The sequence below is a fragment of the Streptomyces sp. PT12 genome (assembly GCF_003311645.1).
Classification (GTDB): Bacteria; Actinomycetota; Actinomycetes; order Streptomycetales; family Streptomycetaceae; genus Streptomyces.
Map to the genome: position 1 here is coordinate 1 of NZ_QEST01000235.1, position 24512 is coordinate 24512.

Below are 24512 nucleotides of genomic sequence, written 5' to 3' on the forward strand. Positions count from 1 at the left end.
CGCCCCGCGCCCGCTGGCCGGGGCGCCCGCCGCGGCATCCGACCCCGCCGCGCTCGCGGGCCCGGTGCGCGCCGCGCTGGCCGAGGCGGCGCGGGACGGCGAACCCGTCGGCGTCCTCTCCCTGCTCGCCCTCGCCGAAGACCCCCACCGCGGCGACCCTGGGGTGCCCGTCGGGCTCCTGCTCAACCTGGCGCTCGCCTCGGCCGTCGCGGACGCGGACGCCCGGCTGTGGTGCGCCACGCGCGGCGCGGTCGCCGCGCCGGGCGGCGCGGCCGCCGTCCGCCCCGCCCAGGCGCAGACCTGGGGCGCCGGGCGGGCCCTCGCGCTCGAACTGCCGGAGCGCTGGGGCGGGTTGGTCGACCTTCCCGACGCCACCGACGACCGCTCGGCCGCGTTGCTCACCACCGCGCTCGCCGCCCGCGACGGCGAGGACCAGATCGCGATCACCCCGTCGGGCGCGTTCGTGCGCCGCCTGGTGCGCGCCCCCGGGAGCGCCGCGCCGACCGAGGGCGGCTGGCGGCCGCGCGGCACCGTGCTGGTCACCGGCGGCACCGGGGCGCTCGGCGGGCACGTGGCCCGCTGGCTGGCCCGCGAGGGCGCCGCGCACGTGCTGCTCGCCAGCAGGAGCGGCCCCGCGGCCGAGGGCGCGGACGCGCTCGCCGCCGAGCTGCGCGCGCTCGGCGCCGACGTCACCGTCGCGGCCTGCGACCTGGCCGACCGGGAGTCGGTGGCCGCCCTGCTCGCCTCCGTCCCCGTGCACGCGCCGCTGTCCGCCGTGGTGCACGCGGCGGGCGTGACCGGCTTCGCCGCCGCGGGAGAGCAGACGCCGGAGGAGTTCGCGCGCGTCGTCTCGGGCAAGGCCGCGGGCGCGCTGCACCTGGACGCGCTGCTCGGTGACGCGCCGCTCGACGCGTTCGTGCTGTTCTCGTCCGCCTCCGCGACCTGGGGCAGCGCCGAGCAGAGCGCCTACGCCGCGGGCAACGCCCTCCTCGACGCGCTCGCCCTGCGCCGCCGCGCGCTCGGCCGGGCGGCCACCTCCGTGGCGTGGGGCGCGTGGGGCGGCGGCGGCATGTCCACGGTGGACGCCAACGCCCGCTACCTGGGCCGCCGCGGACTGCGCGCCATGCCACCCGAGCTGGCCGTGGCGGCGCTGCGCGGGGCCGTGGCCGCGGGCGACGCGGTGCTGACCGTGGCCGATGTCGACTGGGAGCCGTTCATCCGCTCCTTCACCGCGCGGCGCCCGAGCCCGCTGCTGACCGGCGTCCCCGAGGCCCGCGACGTGCTGGCCGCCGACCTGGCGTCCGATGAGGAGAGCTCCGCCCGCGGCGCCGACACCGCGGCCGCCTTCCGCGCCCGCCTCGACGGGCAGTCGGCAGCCGAGCGCGCCGCCACGCTCCTCGACGTGGTGCGCGGCCAGGTGGCCGCGGTCCTCGGCCATGACTCGCCGCGCTCCATCGCGGTCGACCGGGCCTTCAAGGAGCTGGGCTTCGACTCGTTGACCTCGACCGAGCTGCGGAACCGGCTGAACGCCACCACCGGGCTGCGGCTGCCCCCCACCGTCGTCTTCGACCACCCCACCACGGCCGCCCTGGCCGAACGCCTCCGCGAGGAGTTCGGCGACGGCGGTACCCCGGGGAGCTCGTCGGTCTTCGACGAGCTCGACCGGCTCGAAACGGCACTGGCCGCCACCGGCGGCACGGTCGCCGCCCGCGCCCGCGTGACGGCGCGGCTGACAGACATCCTGGCCCGCTGGCAGGGCCAGGACCAAGGTACGGCGGAGCTGGAAACGGCGTCCGATGACGAGCTGTTCGAGATGCTCGGTGACGAGTTCGGCATCTCCTGATGGGAGGAACGGTTCCCATGGCCAACGAGGCCTCCACGGTGCAATCCACCAACGAGGACAAGCTGCGTCACTTCCTCAAGAAGACGATGGCCGACCTGCGCGTGACGAAGCAGCGCCTCGCCGAGACGGAGGCCAGGCTCGGCGAGCCGATCGCGATCGTCAGCATGGCCTGCCGGCTGCCCGGCGGGATCACCACGCCCGAGGAGCTGTGGCACCTAGTCGCCCGAGGGCGTGACGCCATCGGCCCCATCCCCGCGGACCGCGGCTGGGACCTGGCCGAGGTCTACGGCCCCGAGGCGGGGAGCGAGGGCAGGGCGACGCCCACCGAGGGGGGGTTCCTCGACGGCGCGGGCGACTTCGACGCGGCGTTCTTCGGCATCTCGCCCCGCGAGGCGCTCGCCATGGACCCGCAGCAGCGGCACCTGCTCGAGCTGGCCTGGGAGACGCTGGAGCGGGCCGGGATCGACCCGAGCGGCCTGCGCACCAGCCGCACCGGCGTCTACGCGGGCGCCAGCCCCAGCGGCTACGGCGAGGGCGCCCTGGCCACCGCCGAGACCGCGGGCCACAGCCTCACCGGCGGCTCGATGGCCGTGCTCTCGGGCCGCATCGCCTACGCGCTCGGCCTCGAGGGCCCCGCGGTCACGGTCGACACGGCCTGCTCGTCGTCCCTGGTCGCCGTGCACATGGCCGTCCAGGCGCTGCGGGCGGGCGAGTGCGACCTGGCGCTGGCCGGCGGCGTCGCCGTCATGGTGCAGCCGATCGCCTTCGCCGAGTTCTCGCGGCAGGGTGGCCTGGCGCCCGACGGCCGCTGCAAGCCGTTCGCCGCGGCGGCCGACGGCACGGGCTGGGCCGAGGGCGTGGGCCTCGTCCTGCTCGAACGGCTCTCCGACGCCCGGGCCAACGGCCACCGCGTGCTCGCCGTGCTGCGCGGCAGCGCGATCAACCAGGACGGCGCGTCCAACGGGCTCACCGCGCCCAACGGCCCCTCGCAGCAGCGGGTCATCCGCGAGGCGCTGGCCAACGCGGGCCTCGCCGCCGCCGATGTCGACGTCGTCGAGGCCCATGGCACCGGCACCCGGCTCGGCGACCCCATCGAGGCCCAGGCGATCCTGGCCGCCTATGGCGCAGAACGCCCCGCGGAGCGCCCGCTGCTGCTCGGCGCCCTCAAGTCCAACATCGGCCATGTGCAGGCCGCGGCCGGCGTCGCGGGGCTGATCAAGACCGTGCTGGCGATCCGGCACGGGCTCGTGCCAGCGACGCTGCACGTGGACGCGCCGACCCCGTTTGTCGACTGGTCCTCCGGCGCCGTCGAGCTGGTCACCGAGGCCCGCCCGTGGCCCGCATCCGACCGGGAGCGCAGGGCCGCCGTCTCCGCCTTCGGGATCGGCGGCACCAACGCCCACGTCATCGTCGAGCAGGCCCCTGAGGCGCCCGCCCCCGACGAGCCACAGGACCCCGCCGCGCAGGGCAGGGGCACCGCCGACCCCGCCGACGGGGCGGCCATGCCGGGCGGCAGGGTGCCCTGGGTGCTCTCGGGCCGCGGCCCCGCGGCCCTGCGGGAGCAGGCGCGGCGCCTGCTGCGCCACCTCGATGACCACCAGGGCGCGCGCCCCGCCGACATCGGCCTGTCCCTGGCGACGGGCCGGGCCGCGCTCGACCACCGCGCCGTGCTGTGGGGCCGGGACACCGGGGAGCTGACCGAAGGGCTCAAGGCACTCGCGGCCGGTGACCCGGCGCGGGACGGGGCGACACCGACGCCCCGCGCGGGCCGCACGGCGTTCCTCTTCACCGGCCAGGGCGCCCAGCGGCCCGGCATGGGCAGACACCTCCACCGCGCGTTCCCCGTCTTCGCCGAGGAGTTCGACCGGGTCTGCGCGGCGTTCGACGGGCTGCTGCCCTCGCCGCTGAGCCGGACGGTCTTCGGCACCGACGCCGCCACGGCCGTCGCGCTCGACGGCACCGGGCTCGCCCAGCCCGCGCTCTTCGCCTACGAGACGGCCCTGTACCGGCTCTGGCGCTCCTGGGGCGTCACGCCCGACCTGCTGATCGGCCACTCGCTCGGCGAGATCACGGCCGCGCACGTCTCGGGCGTGCTCTCCCTGCCCGACGCCGCGCGGCTGGTCGCCGCGCGCGCCTCGCTCATGCAGGCCCTGCCCGCGGGCGGCGCGATGGCCGCCGTCGAGGCGACGGAGGAGGAGGCGCGCGCGGAGATCGAACGCGCCGGCGCGCGGGGCGCGGTGGGGCTGTCCGCGGTCAACGGTCCCTCGTCGGTCGTGGTGTCGGGCGCCTCGCCCGCGGTCGAGGCGGTGGCCGCCGCGTTCGCCGCCCGTGGCCGCCGCACCCACCGGCTGCGGGTGTCGCACGCGTTCCACTCCGCGCTGATGGAGGGGATGCTCGCCCCGTTCGCCGAGGCGCTGCGCGGCGTCACCTTCGGCGAGCCCGAGATCCCCGTCGTCGCGAACCTCACCGGCAGGATCGCCGAGCCGGGGCTGCTGAGCACCCCCGCGTACTGGGTCGACCAGGTCCGCCACCCCGTGCGCTTCCTCGACGGGCTGCGCGTGCTGGGCGAGCAGGACGTCACCGCGTATGTGGAGATCGGCCCCGACGCGGTGCTCACCGCGATGGCCGACGAGGTCCTGGCCGGTGACCGGGGAGCGGCGGTCGTGCCGAGCCAGCGCCGGGGCAGGCCCGAGGTGGAGGCGTTCGGCGACGCGTTGACCGCCGCGTTCACCCATGGCCTGCCCGTGGACTGGAGCGGCTGCTTCACCCGGGAGGGGCCGGGCGCCGCCCGCGTGGTCGAGCTGCCCACCTACGCCTTCCAGCGCGAGCGCTACTGGCGCGGCGGTCTCGGCGGGAGCGGCGGGGGCGGTGCGCGCGGCGGTCGGCAGGCCCGGCACCACCTGCTCGGCCCCGCGGTCCGCCAACCCGAGGGCGGCGGCGTGGAGTTCACCGGGCGCCTCGCCCTGTCCGCCCACCCGTGGCTGGCCGGGCACCGCGTGCACGGCAGGCTGCTGCTGCCCGGCACGGCCTTTGTCGAGCTGGCGCTCCGGGCGGCCGACGCGACCGGCTGCGGTCTTGTGGAGGAGCTGCTGCTGACGGCCCCCCTCGACATTCCCGAGCGCGGGGGCAAGGACCTGCGCGTGGTGGTCGAGGCGCCCGACGCCTCGGGGCGCCGCGCGCTCCGCGTCCTCGCCCGCGCGTCCGACGGCGGCGACGAGGCGCCCTGGACCCGCCACGCCGACGGGACGCTCGCGCCGGGGAACGCGGCGCCCGCCGACCCCTCGGCCCGGATCGGGGCCGAGGCGTGGCCGCCCGCGGGCGCGGAAGCGGTGGACCTGGACGGCTTCTACGAGGACCTGGCCCGCAGGGGTTCTGAGCTGGGCCCCGAGTTCCGGGGGCTCACCCGGGCCTGGCGGCGCGGCGACGAGGTCTTCGCCGAGGTGGCCCTGACGGGCGGAACGGCCGTCGACGCCGAGTCGTTCGCCCTCCACCCGGCGCTCCTTGACGCCGCCCTGCACGGCGTCGCCCTCGGGGACCTCGGCGCGTTCGGGCCGCCGTTCTCCTTCTCGGGCGTCCGCGTCGCCGCCCCGGGCGCCGCCGCGCTGCGGGTGCGGATCGCCGGGGCCGACGCGGGCGATGGCGTCCATGTCACCCTCGCCGACGCGGGCGGCGCGCCCGTCGCGTCGATCGCGTCGGTCGTGCTGCGCCAGGCCGGTACCGGGGCCGCCCTCTTCAGGGAGGAGTGGCAGGCCCTGCCCGCGCGGATGGGCCGCTCGGGCCGCCTCGCCGACGGATGGGTCGTCGTGGGCCAGGCCCCCGGCGAACTCCTCGGCGCCGTCGCGCACTTCCCCGATCTGGCCGCGCTGGCCGCCGCCGTCGACGCGGGCGAAGAGCCCGCGCCCCGCGGCGTGGTGTGGTCCGTGCCCGCGGCCAAGGCGGGCAGCGGCCCCGCGGCGGGGGCCCGCGCGGGCGCCCGCGCCGCGCTCGCCCAGGTGCGGGCCTGGCTGGCCGACGAGCGCTGGGCGGCCGCGCGGCTCGCCGTGATCACCCGCGACGCCGTCGACCCCGGCACGAGGGGCGGCGGGGTGGACGTGGCCCAGGCGCCGGTCTGGGGGCTGGTGCGCTCCGCCCAGATCGAGCACCCCGAACGGTTCGCGCTGGTCGACTGGGACGGCGAGAAGGTCTCGGGGTCCGCCCTCCCCGGCGCCCTGGCGTCCGGCGAGCCGCAGACGGCCATCCGCGGCGGCCGCCTGTACGGGCCCCGGCTGACCGGGACGGCCGCCGACACCCTCACGCCCCCCGCGGTGCCCGCCTGGCGCCTCGACGTCGGCGAGCGCGGCACCGTCGACCACCTGACCGCCGTGGTGTGCGACGACGCCACCGCGCCCCTGACAAAGGGGCAGATCAGGATCGCCGTGCGCGCGGGCGGCATGAACTTCCGCGACGTCCTCAACACCCTCGGCGTCCTGCCGGGCGACGGCGGCATCCTCGGCCTCGAGGGCGCGGGCGTCGTCGTCGAGACGGGCCCGGGAGTGACCGACCTCGCGCCCGGCGACCGCGTCATGGGCGTGTGGCCGGGCGCGTTCGGGCCGCTTGCCGTCGCCGACCGGCGGATGGTCGCGACGATCCCCGACGACTGGTCGTTCGCGCAGGCCGCCTCGGTGCCCGTGGCGTTCCTCACCGCCATGCACGCCCTGATGGGGGTGGCCGCGCTGCGGCCGGGCGAGACCGTCATGGTCCACTCCGCCGCGGGCGGGGTCGGCATGGCCGCCGTGCAGCTGGCCCGCCACATCGGCGCCCGGGTGCTCGGCACCGCGAGCGAGGGCAAGTGGGGCGTGCTGCGCGCCGCGGGGATGACCGAGGAGGAGATCGCCTCGTCGCGCACCGTGGAGTTCGAGCCGTACTTCCGCCAGGTCACCGAGGGGCGCGGCGTGGACGTCGTGCTCAACGCGACCGCTGGCGAGTTCGTCGACGCCTCCCTGCGGCTGCTCGCCCCCGGCGGGCGGTTCGTCGAGCTCGGCGTGGCCGACCTCCGCGACCCCGCCGAGATCGCCCTGGCCCACCCGGGGGCCGCCTACCACGCGTTCCTGCTACTCGACGTGGGGCCCGACCGCATCAGGCGCATGTTCGCCGAGCTGATGGAGCTGTTCGCCAGGGGCGTGCTGCGGCCCCTGCCGGTCACCGCGTGGGACATCAGGCGCGCGCCCGAGGCGTTCCGCCACATGCGCGAGGGGCGGCACGTCGGCAAGATGGTCCTCACCCTCCACCGGCCGCTCGACCCCGAGGGCACGGTGCTGATCACCGGCGGCTCCGGCGCTCTGGCCCGTCGCGTGGCCCGCCACCTCGTCGAACGCCATGGCGCGCGGCACCTGTTGCTCGCCTCGCGCCGAGGGCCCGACGCGCCGGGGGCGGCCGAGGACAGGGCCCTGCTCGAGGCGCTCGGCGCCCGCGTCACCCTCGCCGCGTGCGACGTGTCCGACCGGGCGCAGGTCGCCCGGCTGCTCGGCGGCGTCCCCGCCGAGCACCCGCTGACCGCCGTCGTGCACACCGCGGGCGTCCTGCACGACCGGGTCGTGGAGGCCACCACGGCGGCCGGGCTCGACACGGTGCTGGGCCCCAAGGCCAACGGGGCGGCGCACCTGCACGAGCTGACCGCGGGCCTCGACCTGTCCGCGTTCGTGCTGTTCTCCTCCATGACCGGCACGCTCGGCGCCGCGGGGCAGAGCGGATACGCCGCGGCCAACGCCTTCCTCGACGCGCTCGCCAGGCACCGTGCCGGGGCGGGGCTGCCCGCCCTGTCCCTGGCCTGGGGCATGTGGGCGGAGCGCGGCGGGATGACCGAGGCGCTCGACGACGTGGACCAGCGGCGGGTCAACCGCGCGGGCGTCGCGCCGTTCACCCCGGCCGAGGGACTGGCGCTGCTCGACGCCGCCCTCACCACGGGCGAGCCGATGCTGGTGGCTGGCCGCCTCGACCCCGACGCGATCAGGGAGATGGCGGCCACCGGCACCGGCTCCCCGCTGCTGCGCGGCCTGGCCGAGGGCGGGGCGGGCCCCGCCCGTCCCGCCGGGGCGCCGGCCACGGGCCGGGGCACGAACGCGGCCCCTGGCACCGGTCTCGTCGCGCTCCCCGAGGCCGAGCGCCGCAGGGCCCTGCTCGACCTGGTGGTGGCCCAGACCGCGGCCGTGCTCGGCCACGCCGACCCCGGGGCCGTCCGCGCCGACCAGCGCTTCCAGGCGATCGGCTTCGACTCGCTCACATCGATCGAGCTGCGCAACCGGCTCAACAGCGCCACCGGCCTCCGCCTCGCCGCGACGCTCACCTTCCGCCACCCCACGCCCGAGGCGCTGGCCGACCACCTGGAGACCCAGCTGGCCGCGGCGGGCGACGGGGCGCCCGCGGGCCAGGCCCTCGCCGCCCCGTGGGAGGACCAGGGGGCAGAGGGCCAGGGGGTGGAGAGCCTGGGCGCGATCTTCCGCGAGATCGTGCTGCTCGGGCGCACCAAGGAGGCCGAGATGCTGGCCGCGGGCGCCTCCGCCCTGCGGGAGCGCTTCGACACCCCCTCGGCTCCGGCGCTCGCCCCGGGCGACGGCGACCTCCCCGGGGCCGAAGGGCTCGCGTCCGCGGACGGGGCGCCCGCGCTCATCGCGTTCCCGCCCCTGGTCGCGGTCGACGGCGTCGTCCAGTTCACGACCATGGCCGAGCACTGCCGCGGGCTGGTCGACCTGTCGGTGCTCCGGGTCCCCGGCTTCCTCGCCGGTGAGCCGCTGGCCGCGACGCTCGACGTGCTGGCCCAGGTGATGGCCGAGCGGGTCACCGCGATCGCGGGGACGCGGCCCTTCGCCCTGCTCGGCTACTCGTCGGGCGGCCTCCTGGCACACGCCGTGGCGGCGCGCCTCGAGTCGGTCGGGGTCCGCCCCGCGGGCCTCGCGCTGCTGGACACCTATCCGCCTGACGCCATGACGGGGCGGCTGCGCAGGGCGCTGGACTACGAACTGTTCGAGCGCAGGCGGTCGTTCGCCACCCTGGACTTCACGGCGATCACGGCGGCCGACACCTATATGCGGATGTTCCAGGGACGGCGCCCCGGGCCCCTGCTCGCGCCCACGCTGTTCGTGCGGCCCGAACGGTGCATCCCCGGGTCGCCCGACGAGCCGATGACGCAGGACGCGGACTGGCGCGCGGTCTGGCCGCTGGCCCACGACTCCGCCGAGGTGCCGGGCGACCACTGCACGATGATGTCGGACCACGGCAGGGAGGTGGCCGACGTGGTGTGCCGCTGGGTCGCGGCGCTGACCTCGGCGGGCGCGCTCGCCGGCGGCGGGGGGAGGGGTGCCTGACGCCGCTCGGGCCCTTCAGGCCCCGGCGTCCCCGTCGTGCCCGGCGTCCCCGCCGTGCCCGGCGTCCTCCAGGCGGAAGCCGACCTTCAGCCCCACCTGGTAGTGGGCGATCGAGCCCTCCTCGATGTTCCCCCTGACCTCCGTCACCTGGAACCAGTCCAGCTGACGGAGCGTCCGGGAGGCCCGGGCCAGGGCGTTGCGGATCGCGTCGTCGAGCCCTTCGTGCGACGAGCCGACGATCTCGGTCACCCGGTAGGTGTGCTCACTCATGCCCTCCACCGTGCCCCAGGGGGCGGCCTTCCGCGACCGCACGGAACGTGACCGGCACAGAGGAGGACCGGGGCCCGGTGCTACCCTCGCACCGGGCCGTGACTGGCGCGTTTCGGATGGAGTCCACCATCGGGGAGCGGTCCTGCTCTGCGACGTGGTGCCGTGCGCCTGGGCCCTCGCGACGTCAGGTCAAGGAGGCCCCCAGTGAGCGCAGAACCCACCCGCACCACCGAGTCCACCGCCTTCCGCAGCGGCCTCGACGTGATCCGCGGCATCGAGCCCAGGATCGCCGACGCCATCGGCGCCGAGATCGAGGACCAGCGCGCGTCCCTGAAGCTGATCGCCAGCGAGAACTACGCGTCCCCCGCCGTGCTCCTCGCCATGGGGAACTGGCTGAGCGACAAGTACGCCGAGGGCACCGTAGGGCGCCGCTTCTACGCGGGCTGCCGTAACGTCGACACCGTCGAGGCCGTCGCCGCCGAGCACGCCCGCGAGCTGTTCGGCGCCCGCCACGCCTACGTCCAGCCGCACTCCGGCATCGACGCCAACCTCGTGGCGTTCTGGGCCGTCCTCGCCCAGCGCGTCGAGAGCCCGGCCCTGGAGCGCGCCGGGGTCAGGCAGGTCAACGAGCTGACCGATGAGGACTGGGCGGCGCTCCGCCGCGACCTGGGCGACCAGCGGATGCTGGGCATGTCCCTCGACGCGGGCGGCCACCTCACCCATGGCTTCAGGCCGAACATCTCGGGCAAGATGTTCCACCAGCGCAGCTATGGCACCGACCCCGAGACGGGCCTGATCGACTACGACGCGCTGCGCGCCAGCGCCCGCGAGTTCCGGCCGCTGATCATCATCGCCGGGTACTCCGCCTACCCGAGGCTGGTCAACTTCCGCCTGATGCGCGAGATCGCCGACGAGGTGGACGCCACGCTCATGGTGGACATGGCCCACTTCGCTGGCCTCGTCGCTGGCAAGGTGCTCACCGGCGACTTCGACCCGGTGCCGCACGCCCAGATCGTCACCACCACCACCCACAAGTCGCTGCGCGGCCCGCGCGGCGGCATGGTCCTGTGCGACGACTCGCTCGCCGACCAGGTGGACCGCGGCTGCCCGATGGTGCTCGGCGGCCCGCTGCCCCACGTCATGGCCGCCAAGGCCGTCGCCCTCGCCGAGGCAAGGCAGCCGGAGTTCCGCGCCTATGCCCAGCGCGTGGTGGACAACGCCCGCGCCCTGGCCGACGGCCTGACCCGCAGGGGCGCACGGCTGGTCACCGGCGGCACCGACAACCACCTCGCGCTCATCGACGTCTCCGGGTACGGGCTCACGGGCCGCCAGGCCGAGGAGGCCCTGCTCGAGGCGGGCATCGTCACCAACCGCAACGCCATCCCCCGCGACCCGAACGGCGCCTGGTACACCTCGGGCATCCGCGTCGGCACCCCGGCCCTGACCACCAGGGGCCTTACGACCGCGGAGATGGACGAGGTGGCCGAGCTGATCGACACCGTTCTGTCCCGCACCTCCGTGGGCACCACCAGGAGCGGCAAGCCGTCCAAGGCCGCCTACGCGCTGGAGGACGGCGTCGCCAAGCAGGTCGCCGAGCGTTCGGCCGACCTGCTGGCCAAGCACCCGCTCTACCCGGGGATCGATCTCAGCTGACCGCCCACACCACGCCCGGCTCGGAGGCCGAGGCCGTCGCCGTCCAACTCGCCCTGCGCGAACGGGTGGTGCTCGACGGCTCGGGCCCCGCGCCCGGCGCCCCCGGGACCGTCGTCGGCGTCGACGTCGCCTACGACGACGCCCGCGGCCTGGTCGCCGCCGCGGCCGTGGCCCTCGACGCGGTCACCCTCGAGGTGACCGAGCGGGCCACGGCCGTCGGACCGGTGGCGTTCCCCTATGTGCCGGGGCTGCTCGCCTTCCGCGAGCTGCCCGCCGTGCTCACCGCCCTCGACCGGCTCTCCCACCCGCCCGACCTTCTCGTGTGTGACGGCCACGGCGTGGCGCACCCACGGAGGTTCGGCCTCGCCAGTCACCTGGGGGTGCTCACCGGGCTGCCGACGTTCGGCGTCGCCAAGAACCGCTTCCGCTTCCGCCACGAGCCGCCACCCCTGCGGCGCGGCGCCCACACGCCGCTGCTCGACGGCGACGAGGAGGTCGGCAGGGCGCTGGTGACCAGGGACGGCGTCAAGCCGGTCTTCGTCTCCGCGGGCCACCGCACCACCCTCGACGACGCCTGCGCCCACACCCTCCACCTGAGTCGCGGCCCCCGGCTGCCCGAGACCACCCGGCAGGCCGACCGGCTGTGCCGTCAGGCGCTGCGCGAGGCGACCCCAGAGGCGACAAGCGGCTCCAACGCCCGAAGCGCCCGCTCCACGTCGGCGGCAGAGTTGTAGAGGTGGAACGCCGCGCGCAGGCTGTCCCCGCGCGCCGAGACCCGGACGCCCCGCTCGGCCAGGGGCGCCGCGACCCCGCCGAGGCCCGGCACGGCGACCACGGGGGAGTCGCCAGGCACGGGCGTGAGGCCGAGCGCCCCAAGCCCCTCCCTGAACCGCCGCGCGAGCGCCAGGTCATGCGCCTCGATCGCCGCCCTGCCCAGCTCGTTCACCAGCGAGAGCGACCTGGCCGCGCCGATGTACGGCAGATAGGACGGGCTCTCGTCGAACCGCCGCGCGCTCGCCGCGAGGCGGGCGACCGGCCCGTAGGTGCTCCGCCATGGCTCCTCGCCAGCCGACCAGCCCGCGTGCAGCGGCAGCAGCCCGCCGCCGTCGTCGGGGACCGTGAGGAACGACGTGCCGCGCGGGCACAGCAGCCACTTGTAGCCCGCGCACACCGTGAAGTCGAAGTCCGCGGCCGAGAGCGGGGACCAGCCCGCCGACTGCGTCAGGTCGACCAGCGTGCGCGCCCCGTGCCGCCGCGCCGCGGCCCTGATCGCGGGCAGGTCGGCCGAGCGCCCGTCGAGCGACTGCACCGCCGAGACCGCGACCAGCGCGGTGCCGGGGCCGATCGCCTCGGCCAGCTCCGTCAACTCCGCTTTCCTCAGCCGCACTTCGGGCCGCTGTGCGAAGGGCGTCACCAGCGAGCTGAACTCGTCGCGCGCGTACACCACTTCCGAGCCCGGCGGCAGCGACCCTGCGATCACCGCGGTGTGCACGGCCACCGATGCCCCCACCGCGACCCGCTCGGGCGCCACGCCCACGAGCGCCGCGAACGCCGCCCGCGCCTCGCGCACCGCGGCGAAGTAGGCGGCGGTGTCGGTCCTTCCGTCGCTCATCCCGGCCATCGCCTCGGTGAGCGCCGCCACCGTGCGCGCGGGCAGCAGCCCGTGCGCGGCGGTCTCCAGATAGGTCGTCGCCGGGGCGTATTCGCCGGGGGCCAGACTGTCCAAAGCGTCCACTGTGTTCACCAGGAGTCCTCGGGTGGCGCGGAGCGCCACGGCTTCGCTACAGTCTGACATCGTGCCGCCGGGCGGCGGGCGGGCGGGGGACCCGCGAACACCGCCGACCGCTCCTCGCATTCTCCATGCCGCGGCGCCGTGCGCCGGTCATCCCGGTGCCCTGAGGGTTACTCCGTTCCTCTTCTGACAGGGCCCAAGCGGCCGGAAGCGAGACACGGTGAGGGATCTCCAACCCACCGATCCCCGCCGGATCGGCGGTTACCGGCTGCTCCGCAGGCTGGCCGACGGCCGCACCGGCAGGCTCTACTACGCCGCCTCCCTCGGCGGCGTGCCCACCGCGCTCAAGGTGATCGGCGACGAGCACGCCGCGGACGCCGACTTCCGCGCGCGCTTCGAACGCGATGTGTCCGCCGCCCGCCATGTGGCGGCCCGCTGGCTGATCACGGTCACGGCGGCCGACACCGCGGGCGCCACGAGCTGGGCCGCGTTCCCCTTTGTCGCCGGGCCACCGCTCGATGCCACCGTCGCCGCCCATGGCCCGCTGCCGCCGCGCTCGGTGCGCGTGCTCGGCGCCCGGCTCGCCGAGGCGCTCCAGGCCGTGCACGAGGCCGGTCTGACCCATCGCGACGTGCGCCCAGGGCATGTGCTGCTCACCCCCGACGGGCCGTGGCTCACCGGCTTCGGCGGCAGCGGCACGCTCGCGGGCCCGCCCGGCTTCGTCTCGCCCGAGCAGGCGCTCGGCGACACCGGACGCATGGGCCCGCCGAGCGACATCTTCTCCCTGGGCTGCGTGCTGGCGTACGCGGCCACCGGGCGTTCGCCGTTCGGGAAGGGCGCCGACGCAGACCTGCTGCTGCGCGCCCTGCACGAGCCGCCCGACCTGGCCGACGTGCCGCGCAGCCTGCTCGAAGTGGTGCGCGCCTGCCTCGAACGCGACCCGCTGCCCCGGCCCACCGCGGCCGACCTGCGCGCCGAGTTCGCCGTGGACGACGTTCCCGGGTGGCTGCCCGAGCCGGTCGCGGGCGAGGTCGCCGAACGCTGCGCCGCGCCGCTGCCCGTGCCCGACCCCCATATGCCGCCGCCCGAGGACGACGACGGGCCCGGCGCGCCCCAAGGGCCCGCGCCCCGCTGGGCGTCGGGGCGCAGGGGTGTGCTGCTGCTCGGCGGCACCGCCGCGCTCGCCGTCGCCGCCGGGCTGGGCGTGTGGCGGATCGTGCACCCGTCGTCGCACGAGGCGGTCGCCGAGGAGGGCGCCCTGGTCACCCTCGCGCTCCACGCCGATCTGACGGGTCCCTACGCGGGCCTGGGCCGAGGGCAGCTGCGGGGCGTCACGATGGCCGTGGACGAGCTGCGGACCCTGGGCAACCTGCCGTTCCGGCTGACGCTGCGCCATGTCGACGACCGGGGCGAGCCTGGGCTTGCCACCGAGCTGGCCGCGGAGCTGGCCGCCGACCCCACGGTGATGGCCGTCATCGGACCCACGGCCGACGCCATCGCCCCGCGGGTCGCCGGGATCTACGCCGACGCGGGCGTTCCGCTGCTCGCGCTGTCCGTCGGCTCCGTCGAGCCGAGGGACGGCTTCGGCACGCTGCTGCACGCGCGGCCGAGCACGGGGCACAGCAGCCTGGCCATCCCGGCCCACCTCGCCGAGACGGTGCGGGCGCGCCGCGTCGGCCTGGTCGACGACCGCGGCGCCGACCTGTACAGCGCGCGGACCACGCGGGCGGTCAGCGGCACGATCGACCGGGAGCTGATCGACCTGCTGCCCCGCGTCCTGCCCGCGGGGACCGAGGACTTCGGGCCCGTGGCGGCGGAGTTCGTGGCCGCCGGGGTGGACGCGGTGGTGTACGGCGGGTTCGCCAGGGGCGCGGGGCGGCTGGCCCGCGCGCTGGCCGACGAGGGCTTCGACGGCACCGGGCTGGCGACCCAGGAGGCGATGGGCCCCGACTTCTTCGCCGAAGCGGGAGACGCGGGCACCGGCTGGTGGTTCATCGCCACCTACACCGACCCGGTCGCCGACGACCACGCCCGTGGCTTCGCCTCCGTGCACCGGCAGCGGTTCGGCGACGCCGCCGAGCCGTATGCCGCCGAGGCGTACGACCTGGCCAGGCTGACCGTCGAGGGCATGCGCGGCGTCGTCGAGGGCGGCGACGCGCTCAGCCGCGGGCGGCTTCTCGACCGGCTGCGTTCCTCCCGATACCGGGGCGTGGCACGGGAGTTGGCGTTTGACCAGGCCGGTGACTACGCGGGTGAGGGGCCCATGGCCTATCTGTACGAGGCGAGCTCGGGCGCCATGCGCTTCCGCGGCCCCGCGCCGTTCCCCGCCTGAGCCTGGCAGGCTTGCGTCAGGCCACGAGCTGTCAGGCCACGAGCTGTCAGGGTACGAGCTGTCAGGGTACGAGCTGTCAGGGTACGAGCTGTCAGGATTCAAGGGGCACGAGGGGCATCAGGAGCACCGGGAGAGGGGGAGCCGAGGTGAACGACACCGCCCATGCCACATGGGTCACCTATATCCGCGACGAACGCGTCGAGTTGCCCGCCACCATCGACGGGATCCGCGCCGCGCTGCCGACGGACGCCGAGCGCGCCGCGTTCGACGTGGAGGTCAGCCGCACCCCTGGCCAGGACCTCTACCGGGTGCTGGCGCGCTGGGCGCTGGCCACCCGCCCCGACGCGGCGGAGGCGAACGACGAGATCGTGGCCTGGCTCAGGGCGGGGGACTTCTCCGGAGTGGTCTTCCCCTACGAGGAGTTGGGCGGGGAGTTGGGCGACGAGCCGGGCGACGAGCCCGGCGCGGGGGAAGAGGGGACCGGGTAGGTGGTCCTCCGCCTCGCGTACGCCGGACAGGCCGAGTCCGCCAGGCGGCAGATGGCGGCCGGGCGCAGGAGCCGGTTCGACGCCGCGATGGCTGGCACCGTCGGCCGCGCCCCGTACGCCCATGGCTCGACCCCGATCAAGGGGGAACGCGACTACCGCGAGGCAACCGTCTCGGGCGCCATCGTCGTGTACTACGTCAGCGCGGGCGTCCGCACCGTCACCGCCGTGCAGCTCAACAACCTGTGAGGGGAGCGGCGGGCGCCGATCTCGCGGCGGTCCCGCGGCGGTAGGTTGCCCGTCGGAGGAGACATGCCTGAGAGCAAGCGAGGGACCGTCCGCGATCTGCGGCGGGCCAACCGGGCCGCCGTGCTGCGGCACCTGTACTTCCACGGGCCGCTGAGCCGCCACGAGTTGGGGCAGGCGACGGGCCTGAGCTCGGGGACGGTCAGCAATGTCACGGCCGGGCTGCTGGTCGAAGGGCTGCTGCGCGAGGCGGGTTCGGTCGACTCCGACGGAGGGCGGCCGAGGACGCTGCTGCGCGTCGTTCCCGAGTGCGGCCACCTCATAGGCATAGACGTGGGCGAAACCCGGGTGCGGGTCGAGCTCTTCGACCTGTCCCTGTCCGAACTGGCCCGCGCCGACCACCCGTTGACCGGCCAGGGGCACGATGTGGGCCTGGTCGTCCGGCACATCGAGGCGGGCGTGGCGGCGGTGCTCGACGCGGTGTCGCCAGGGCCCGAGCGGCTGCTCGGCGTCGGCGTCGGGGTGCCGGGCATCGTGGAACGGCACGGGCCCGAGGGGGTGGGCGCGGTGGTGCACGGGCAGACCGTGGGCTGGGACGCGGTGCCGTTCGAGGCGCTGCTGCGCGCGGCCGTCGACCTGCCGCCGCGGGTGCCGATCTTTGTGGCCAACGGCGCGTGGACGCTCGGGCAGGCCGAGATGTGGTTCGGCGCGGGGCGTGGCGCGCGGGACGCCGTCATCGCCCTGATCGGCTCGGGCGTGGGCGCCTGCATCGTCACGGGGGGCGCGCCCTACGGGGGCGCGGGCAGCGCCGCGGGGGAGTGGGGCCACACCACGCTGCGGGTGGGCGGGCGGCGCTGCCGCTGTGGCGCGCTCGGCTGCCTTGAGGCGTATGTGGGGGCGGCCGCGCTGCTCGAACGCTGGGCCGAGGCGGGCGGGAAGGTGGTCGACGGCGAGGGCCAGGAGGCCGCGCTGGCCCGGCTGCTCGCCGCCGCCGACGAGGCGGACCCGCGGGTGGTGGAGCTCCTGGCGGAGACCGCCGAGTACCTGGGCGCCGGGATCGCGGACCTGGTCAACCTGTTCAACCCCGAGCGGATCGTGCTCGGCGGCTGGGCCGGGCTGCTGCTCGGCCCCGTCCTGCTGCCGCGGGTGCGCGCCGCGGCCCGCTCCTACGCCCTGCGCCACCCCGCGGCCCGCGCCCGCATCGAGCTGGCGCGCCTCGGCACCGACGCGGTGGCCGTCGGCGCGGCGACGCTCCCGCTGGCCGACTTCATCGAACGCGGCGGCCGGGTGGGCGCCCCCGCGGCGCTGAACGGGCGGCGCTGAACGGGCGGCGAACGGGCCGTGCCGAACGGGCCGTGCCGAACGGGCGGCGGGCACGACGGCGTTCGGCGGGAGGCGCGTTCGGCCCCCGCACTTGCGAAAAAGTGGAACGTGTTCTTATTCTCGCCCGTGTCGGCGCGTCCGACGCTGACACGGCTGGGGGCCCCGATGACGACGGCAGCGAGGCGGGCGCGGCGCGGCCCGCTGGCCGGTACCCGGGTGGTGGAGCTCGCGGGCCTCGGCCCCGCGCCGTTCGCCGCGATGCTGCTCGCCGACCTGGGCGCCGACGTCGTCCGCGTGGACCGGCCAGGGCCCCCGGGGTTCGGCGCCGACCCGGCCCTCGACCTCACCAACCGCCACAAGCGCTCACTGACCCTCGACCTCAAGTCGCCCGACGGCGCCGAGCACGCGCGTGAGATGGCCGCGCGCGCCGAGGTGCTGATCGAGGGCTTCAGGCCGGGCGTCGCCGAGCGCCTTGGCGTCGGCCCCGATGACTGCCACGCCCGCAACCCCCGCCTGGTCTACGGCCGGATGACCGGCTGGGGCCAGGAGGGCCCGCTGGCCGACCGCGCCGGGCACGACCTCGGCTATCTGGCGCGCACGGGCGCCCTCGGCATGACGGGCCCCGCCGATGGGCCGCCCGTGGCGCCCGCCAACCTGCTCGGCGACTATGCGGGCGGCTCCCTGTATCTGGCCGTCGGCGTCCTCGCCGCCCTGCTGCACGCCCGCGCGACCGGCGAGGGCCAGGTCGTGGACGCCGCCATCGTGGACGGCGTGGCCCACCTCGGCACCCTCCTGCACGGCCTCCTCGCCGCGGGCGCCTGGCGCGACCGCCCCGCGGCCAACCTCCTGGACGGCGGCTGCCCCTGGTACGCGTGCTACGCCACATCCGACGGCGGGCACATGGCGGTGGGCGCGCTCGAGCCGCGCTTCTACGCCGAGTTCACGCGGCTGCTGGGCATCGAGGGCGAGGAGGCGGCGAAGGACCGCGACGACCCGGCGCGCTGGCCCGCGCTGCGCGCCCTCATCGCGGCCAGGTTCGCCACAGGGACGCGCGCGGAGTGGACCGAGGTGTTCGCGGGCTCCGACGCGTGCGTGGAGCCCGTGCTGTCGCTGCGCGAGGCGCACCGCGACCCGCATCTGACGGCGCGTGGCACGTTCACCGAGCACGCGGGCACCGTACAGCCCGCGCCCGCGCCGCGCTTCTCCGCCACCCCCACGGCGGTCACCGCCGGCCCCGCGGTGCCGGGCGCCGACGCCGCGTCGGTCGCCGCCGACTGGGGCCTGCCGGGGCTCGCCGCCGCCCCACCCGCCGCCCCACCACCCGACCCCGCCCACCACCACCGCCGCCACCACCACCACCCGCGAAGCGCCGAGGACCCCGGATGAAGCGCCACCTGTTCGACGACGACCACGAGGCGTTCCGCGACGTGGTCCGCACCTTCATCGCCAAGGAGGTGGCGCCCCACCTCCAGCGCTGGGAGCGCGAGGGCATCGTGGCCCGCGAGGCGTGGCTCGCCGCCGGGCGGCAGGGCCTGCTCGGCCTCGCGGTGCCCGAGGAGTACGGCGGCGGTGGAGCGCCCGACTACCGCTACAGCGCCGTGCTCGGCGAGGAGTTCGCCCGCGCGGGCGCCAGGGGCTTCGCCGTCACCCTGCACAACGACATCATCGGCCCCTATCTGACCTCCCTGGCCACCGACGAGCAGAAGGCGCGCTGGCTGCCCGGCTTCTGCTCGGGCGAGCTGATCACCGCCGTCGCCATGACCGAGCCGGGCGCGGGCTCCGACCTCCAGGGCATCCGCACCACCGCGACCGACGAGGGCGACCACTGGCTGCTCAACGGGGCCAAGACGTTCATCTCCAACGGCATACTCGCCGACCTGGTCGTCGTGGTCGCCCGCACCACCCCCGAGGGCGGCTCGAAGGGCCTGAGCCTCCTCGTGGTCGAACGCGGCATGCCCGGCTTCGAGCGCGGCAGGAACCTCGACAAGATCGGCCAGAAGGCGCAGGACACCGCGGAGTTGTCGTTCACCGGCGTCCGCGTCCCCAAGGACAACCTGCTCGGCGAGGAGCACCGGGGCTTCGCCCACCTCATGGCCCACCTCCCGCAGGAGCGGCTGAGCATCGCCGTGGGCGCGATCGCCGCCGCCGAGCACGTGCTCGACCTGACCACGCGGTATGTGAAGGAGCGCGAGGCGTTCGGCCGCCCGCTCTCGGGCCACCAGCACATCCGCTTCGAGATCGCCGAGATGGCCACCGAGTGCGCCGTCACCCGGACGTTCGTCGACCGCTGCGTGGCCGACCACGCGGCGGGCGGCATCGACGCCGTGCAGGCGGCCATGGCCAAGTGGTGGGCCACCGAGCTCCAGAAGCGGGTCGCCGACCGCTGCCTCCAACTCCACGGCGGCTACGGCTACATGACCGAGTACCCGGTGGCCCGCGCCTTCACCGACGGGCGCGTCCAGACCATCTACGGCGGCACGACGGAGATCATGAAGGAGATCATCGGCCGATCGCTCCTCGCCGACCGCCCCGGAAGCGCACAGGAGACACCGTGACCCACGAAGCGTTCCTCTACGACGCCCTCCGCACCCCGCGCGGGCGTGGCAAGCCGGACGGCGCCCTGCACGGCACCAAGCCGATCGACCTCGTCACCGGGCTGCTGCGCGAGCTGCCGCGCAGGCTCCCCGGGCTCGACACGGCCGCCATCGACGACATCGTCCTCGGCGTCGTCAGCCCGCACGGCGACCAGGGCTCCGACATCGCCAGGATCGCCGCCCTGGCCGCAGGGCTGCCCGAGACCGTCGCGGGGCTCCAGGAGAACCGCTTCTGCGCCTCGGGCCTCGAAGCCGTCAACCTGGCGGCGGCCAAGGTGCGTTCGGGCTGGGAGGACCTGGTCGTCGCGGGCGGCGTCGAGTCCATGTCGCGCGTGCCGATCGGCTCCGACGGCGGCGCCTGGAGCATGGACCCCGAGACGAGCCTCGCCACCGGGTTCGTCCCGCAGGGCATCAGCGCCGACCTCATCGCCACCGTCGAGGGCTTCAGCCGCCGCGACGTGGACGAGTACGCCGCGCTCTCGCAGGAGCGGGCCGCGCGCGCCTGGAAGGAAGGGCTGTTCGCGCGCTCCGTCGTGCCCGTGACCGACCGCTCGGGGCTCACCGTCCTCGACCGCGACGAGCACCCGCGCCCCGGCACCACGGCCGAGAGCCTGGCCAGGCTCAAGCCGTCGTTCGCCGCGCTGGGGGAGCGGGGCGGGTTCGACGCCGTGGCGCTCCAGCGCTACCACTGGATCGAGCGCGTCGACCATGTCCACCACGCCGGGAACTCCTCGGGCATCGTCGACGGCGCCGCCCTCGTCCTGGTCGGGAACGCCGAGGTCGGCGAGCGCCTTGGCCTCACCCCCAGGGCGCGTATCGTCTCCGCCGCCGTCACCGGGTCCGAGCCCACGATCATGCTGACGGGGCCCGCCCCCGCCACCCGCAAGGCGCTGGCCAAGGCCGGGCTGACGATCGACGACATCGACCTGGTCGAGGTCAACGAGGCGTTCGCCGCCGTCGTCCTGCGCTTCGTCAGGGAGATGGGCCTCGACCTCGCGAAGGTCAACGTCAACGGCGGCGCTATCGCGCTCGGCCACCCGCTCGGCGCGACGGGCGCCATGATCCTCGGCACCCTCGTGGACGAGCTGGAGCGCCGCGACCTGCGCCACGGCCTGGCCACCCTGTGCGTCGGGGGCGGCATGGGCATCGCCACCGTCGTCGAACGCGTGTGACCGCCGAAGTGAGCCGAAGTGAGCCCAAGAGGAGCGAGCCGCGCCACCATGAGTGAGACCCCCACCATCCGCTGGGAGCGGGACGCCGAGGGCGTCGTCACCCTCACGCTCGACGACCCGGGCCAGTCCGCCAACACGATGAACGCCGCCTGCGTCGAATCGCTGACCGCCGTGGCCGACCGCCTCGGGGCCGAGCGCGAGAGCGTCACGGGCGTCATCGTCACCTCGGCCAAGAAGACGTTCTTCGCGGGCGGCGACCTGCGCGACCTGCGCGCCGCGACGCCCGCGGACGCCGGGCGCGTCTTCGACCTCGGGATGCGCGTCAAGGCGGCCCTGCGGCGCATCGAGACCCTGGGCAGGCCCGTCGTCGCCGCCCTGAACGGATCGGCCCTCGGCGGCGGTCTTGAGATCGCCCTCGCGTGCCACCACCGGATCCTGCTCCACGGCCCCGAGGCGCCCGACTGCCGCGTCGGCCTGCCCGAGGTCACCCTGGGCCTGCTGCCGGGCGGCGGCGGGGTCGTCCGCACCGTCCGGCTGCTCGGCGTCGCGGACGCGCTCACCGGCGTGCTGCTCGAGGGCCGCCGCCACCGCCCGCGCGCCGCGCTCGACCTGGGCCTGGTGCACGAGCTGGTCACCAGCCGCGCCGAACTCCTGAACCGGGCAAGGGCGTTCATCCGCGAGAACCCCGACGCCAGGCAGCCATGGGACACCGATGGCCACCGCATCCCCGGTGGCACCCCCGCCGATCCCCGGCTCGCCGCGGTCCTGCCGTCGTTCGCCGCGACCCTGGCCCGGCGCACGAAGGGCGCGCCCTACCCCGCCCCGCGCGCCATCCTGGCCGCGGCCGTCGAGGGCGCCCAGGTCGACTTCGCGACCGCGTCGGCCATCGAGGCCAGGTACTTCACCGAGCTGGTCACGGGGCAGACGTCGAAGAACATGATCCAGGCGTTCTTCTTCGACCTCAGGGCCGTCAACGCGGGCGCCGCCCGCCCCCGTGGCGTCCCCGAGCGCCCCGCCGCCCGCGTCGCCGTGGTCGGCGCCGGGATGATGGGCGCGGGCATCGCCCACGTGTGCGCCGCCGCGGGTCTCGACGTCGTGCTCAAGGACGTCACGCGGGACGCCGCCGAGCGCGGGCGCGCCCATGGCGTGGCCCTGCTGGACAAGGCGCTGGCCGCGGGCCGCGTCACCGCCGACGAGCGGGACGCCGCCGTCGCCCGCGTCACCGCGACCGCCGACCCCGCCGAGCTCGCGGGCTGCGACGTGGTGATCGAGGCGGTCTTCGAGGACAGCGCGCTCAAGCGGAAGGTGTTCCAGGAGATCCAGGACGCCGCGGCCCCCGACGCGCTGCTGTGCACCAACACCTCGACCCTGCCCGTCACCCACCTCGCCGAGGCCGTCACGCGCCCCGAGAACTTCGTGGGGCTGCACTTCTTCTGGCCCGCCGAACGCCGCCCGCTCGTGGAGATCATCAGGGGCGCGGCCACCGGGGACGCCGCCGTCGCCCGGGCGTTCGACCTGGCGCGGCGGCTCGGCAAGACCCCGATCGTGGTCAACGACTCCCGCGGCTTCTTCACCTCGCGCGTCATCGGCCGTTTCCTGGAGGAGGCGCTCGACATGCTGGCCGAGGGCGTCGACCCCGTTTCGCTCGAACGGGCCGCCGCCATGGCGGGCTACCCCACGCCCGCGCTCGCCCTGCTCGACGAGATGTCCCTGGGGCTGCCCCTGCGGGTGTGGGCCGAGGGCCGCGCCGCCGCCGAGGCCGAGGGGCGGCGCTGGGAGCCGCGCCCAGGGCAGGCCGTGCTGGAGCGGATGACCGGGGAGTTCGGGCGCGAGGGGCGCGCGGGCGGCGCGGGGTTCTACGACTACGACGACGGTGCGCGCACGCGCCTGTGGCCGGGCCTGCGCACCCACTTCGCGAGGAAGGACGCGGGCGTGCCGTTCCACGACATGCGCGAACGGCTGCTGTTCTCCGAGGCGTTGGAGGCCGCCAGGCTCCTCGACGAGGGCGTGATCGGCACCGTCGCCGACGCCAACGTCGGCTCGCTGCTCGGCATCGGCTTCCCCGGCTGGACGGGCGGCGTCCTCCAGTACGTCAACGGCTACCCGGGCGGCCCCGCGGGCTTCGCCGCCCGCGCCGAGACGCTGGCGGCCCGTTACGGCGCCCGCTTCGCGCCGCCCGCTTCGCTGCGCGCCAGGGCCGAGCGGAACGAGCCGTTCACCGACGGCTGACCGGCTGACCGGCTGTCCGGCTGACCGGCGACCCCGCGCGAGGTGCCCGGCGCGCCTCACGCGTCGGGCGCCTCCCCGGCGACCCGCACCCACACCCGCTTGCCGTCCTCGGTCCTCGCGTACCCGAGGTCGTCGGCCATCTCCCGCAGCAGCCACAGGCCGCGGCCCTCCTCGGCCGTCCAGTCGGGCAGCGTGATCACGGGAAGCGCGGGCGAACGGTCGTGCACCGTCACCAGGACCCCGCCGCCCACCAGCGTCAACTCCAGCGTGCACCGCGGATCCGGCACGTGCCGCGCGACGTTGGACAGCAGCTCGGTCACCCCGTGCAGCACCACCTCGGCCACCGCCGATGGCTGCCCCCACTCCCGCATCGCCAGCGAGGCCAGGCGCCGGAAGCGCGCCAGGTCCTCCCGACGGGCCGTCAGCGCCCAGCTGTGCGAGCGGCGTTGGGTACCGGCGTCCTGGCCGATGAGTGTCATGATCCCTCCTGACTCCGTGGGCGTGATGGAGTGAGTGCACTGTGTCACCTGTGGCACCCTGCCCCTAACTCCCGGGAGTCCGCAAGGAATTCAGCTGCACGTGTGGAGTTCATATCACTCGCGGGGGTGAAACGGTTGACACCGGGGCATGGCCTCAACGCCAGCTGCCCGCCAGCGCGGGACCCAGCAGCGCCACATGGGAACGGGCCGCCTCCACCAGGGACTCCAGCGTGCCGTCGCCCCGTTCGTCCCAGCTCAGCACCGCGCGCACCACCGTCGCCATGAACGCGCCCGCCAGGACGAGCGGGCGCGGATCGTCGTCGGGCAGCCCCTCGCGCGCGGCGAGCACCCGGGCGAGCTCGTGCTGCTGCTCGGTGGATAAGCGCAGGCAGGCCGCCATCGCGCCGGGCTCGGCACACACCACGCGCAGCGTGGCCAGATAGCGCTCGGGCCGCTCGCCCGTCACCCGGCGCAGCGCCACCAGGCCGCCCTCGTGCAGCGCCCGCAGCGGCGCCTCCGCCTCGGGACGCCGCGCCACCTCGGCGAGCAGCGCCCGGCACGCCGCGCGCAGCGGACGCAGGATCAGCTCCTCCTTGCTGGAGAAGTAGCGGAAGAACGTCCGCTCCGACACGTCGGCCCGCCGCACGATGTCCCCGACCGTCGTCTTCTCGAACCCGCGCGTCAGGAACAGTTCGAGCCCTGCCCGGGTCAGATCGCCGTTCGTGCGCCGCCTCTTGCGCTCGCGCGACCCCAGGGGCGCCGCCTCGTGTCCCATGGGGGCATCGTACGGCGGGCGCCCGCGGGCCCGTCGCGG

General features: G+C 75.8%; 16 protein-coding genes and 1 riboswitch. Of the genes, 12 read left to right on the forward strand and 4 right to left on the reverse strand.

The genetic code is table 11. The features are described 5' to 3' along the window. Both DEH69_RS24300 and DEH69_RS24305 read left to right on the forward strand, forming a co-directional pair. On the forward strand, positions 1-1843 hold a 1843-nt coding region (locus DEH69_RS24300), incomplete at its 5' end, for a beta-ketoacyl reductase (protein WP_113689119.1). Between the two features lie 17 nt (positions 1844-1860). Continuing rightward, positions 1861-9183, forward strand: a complete 7323-nt coding sequence (locus DEH69_RS24305) for a type I polyketide synthase (protein WP_258534922.1) — start codon at positions 1861-1863, stop codon at positions 9181-9183. Between the two features lie 15 nt (positions 9184-9198). Here the strand turns inward: DEH69_RS24305 and DEH69_RS24310 are convergent, their stop codons facing one another. Next, positions 9199-9453, reverse strand: coding sequence for a dodecin (locus DEH69_RS24310; RefSeq protein ID WP_113689121.1), 255 nt, complete (start codon positions 9451-9453; stop codon positions 9199-9201). Between the two features lie 88 nt (positions 9454-9541). Further along, positions 9542-9634: riboswitch (ZMP/ZTP riboswitch) on the forward strand. A gap of 23 nt (positions 9635-9657) precedes the next feature. On the opposite strand from DEH69_RS24310, the gene DEH69_RS24315 reads away from it, so the two are divergent. Both DEH69_RS24315 and DEH69_RS24320 read left to right on the forward strand, forming a co-directional pair. Next, a complete protein-coding gene (locus DEH69_RS24315; RefSeq protein ID WP_113689122.1) occupies positions 9658-11106 on the forward strand; it encodes a glycine hydroxymethyltransferase in 1449 nt (482 codons plus the stop codon). Beyond that, positions 11103-11840: an endonuclease V gene (locus DEH69_RS24320; RefSeq protein WP_113689317.1), complete on the forward strand. Its 738-nt coding sequence runs from the start codon at positions 11103-11105 to the stop codon at positions 11838-11840. The genes DEH69_RS24315 and DEH69_RS24320 overlap by 4 nt, the downstream gene beginning before the upstream one ends. On the opposite strand, the gene DEH69_RS24325 is transcribed toward DEH69_RS24320, so the two are convergent. Continuing rightward, a complete protein-coding gene (locus DEH69_RS24325) occupies positions 11756-12850 on the reverse strand; it encodes an aminotransferase class V-fold PLP-dependent enzyme (RefSeq protein WP_309302902.1) in 1095 nt (364 codons plus the stop codon). The two genes, DEH69_RS24320 and DEH69_RS24325, sit on opposite strands and share 85 nt — an antisense overlap. A 208-nt stretch (positions 12851-13058) precedes the next feature. On the opposite strand from DEH69_RS24325, the gene DEH69_RS24330 reads away from it, so the two are divergent. The 8 genes from DEH69_RS24330 (at position 13059) to DEH69_RS24365 (ending at position 23219) form a co-directional block, all read left to right on the forward strand. Then, positions 13059-15170 carry a bifunctional serine/threonine-protein kinase/ABC transporter substrate-binding protein gene (locus DEH69_RS24330; protein WP_113689124.1) on the forward strand — a complete coding sequence of 704 codons (2112 nt, stop codon included), beginning with the start codon at positions 13059-13061 and terminating at the stop codon, positions 15168-15170. Positions 15171-15316: 146 nt separating this feature from the next. Then, a complete protein-coding gene (locus tag DEH69_RS24335) occupies positions 15317-15658 on the forward strand; it encodes a hypothetical protein (RefSeq protein WP_181727587.1) in 342 nt (113 codons plus the stop codon). Positions 15659-15709: 51 nt separating this feature from the next. Next, positions 15710-15904 (forward strand): hypothetical protein, encoded by a 195-nt coding sequence (locus DEH69_RS24340; RefSeq protein ID WP_258534955.1) that lies wholly within the window; start codon positions 15710-15712, stop codon positions 15902-15904. Positions 15905-15967: 63 nt separating this feature from the next. Beyond that, positions 15968-17224 carry an ROK family transcriptional regulator gene (locus DEH69_RS24345; protein ID WP_113689126.1) on the forward strand — a complete coding sequence of 419 codons (1257 nt, stop codon included), beginning with the start codon at positions 15968-15970 and terminating at the stop codon, positions 17222-17224. A gap of 165 nt (positions 17225-17389) precedes the next feature. Beyond that, entirely contained in the window at positions 17390-18610 is a 1221-nt protein-coding gene (locus DEH69_RS24350) for a CaiB/BaiF CoA-transferase family protein (RefSeq protein WP_113689318.1), read from the forward strand. Then, positions 18607-19779, forward strand: coding sequence for an acyl-CoA dehydrogenase family protein (locus tag DEH69_RS24355; protein WP_113689127.1), 1173 nt, complete (start codon positions 18607-18609; stop codon positions 19777-19779). The genes DEH69_RS24350 and DEH69_RS24355 overlap by 4 nt, the downstream gene beginning before the upstream one ends. Beyond that, on the forward strand, positions 19776-20990 hold the full coding sequence (locus DEH69_RS24360) for an acetyl-CoA C-acetyltransferase (RefSeq protein ID WP_113689128.1): 1215 nt from the start codon (positions 19776-19778) through the stop codon (positions 20988-20990). The genes DEH69_RS24355 and DEH69_RS24360 overlap by 4 nt, the downstream gene beginning before the upstream one ends. Before the next feature lie 48 nt (positions 20991-21038). Continuing rightward, positions 21039-23219 carry a 3-hydroxyacyl-CoA dehydrogenase NAD-binding domain-containing protein gene (locus tag DEH69_RS24365; RefSeq protein ID WP_113689129.1) on the forward strand — a complete coding sequence of 727 codons (2181 nt, stop codon included), beginning with the start codon at positions 21039-21041 and terminating at the stop codon, positions 23217-23219. Between the two features lie 56 nt (positions 23220-23275). Here DEH69_RS24365 and DEH69_RS24370 read toward each other — a convergent pair whose 3' ends face one another. Together DEH69_RS24370 and DEH69_RS24375 are read right to left on the reverse strand one after the other, a co-directional pair. Further along, the gene (locus tag DEH69_RS24370) at positions 23276-23698 is read right to left on the reverse strand and encodes an ATP-binding protein (protein WP_113689130.1); all 423 of its coding nucleotides are present in this window, start codon (positions 23696-23698) and stop codon (positions 23276-23278) included. Between the two features lie 154 nt (positions 23699-23852). Next, on the reverse strand, positions 23853-24473 hold the full coding sequence (locus tag DEH69_RS24375; RefSeq protein ID WP_181727588.1) for a TetR/AcrR family transcriptional regulator: 621 nt from the start codon (positions 24471-24473) through the stop codon (positions 23853-23855). Positions 24474-24512 lie beyond the last annotated feature (39 nt).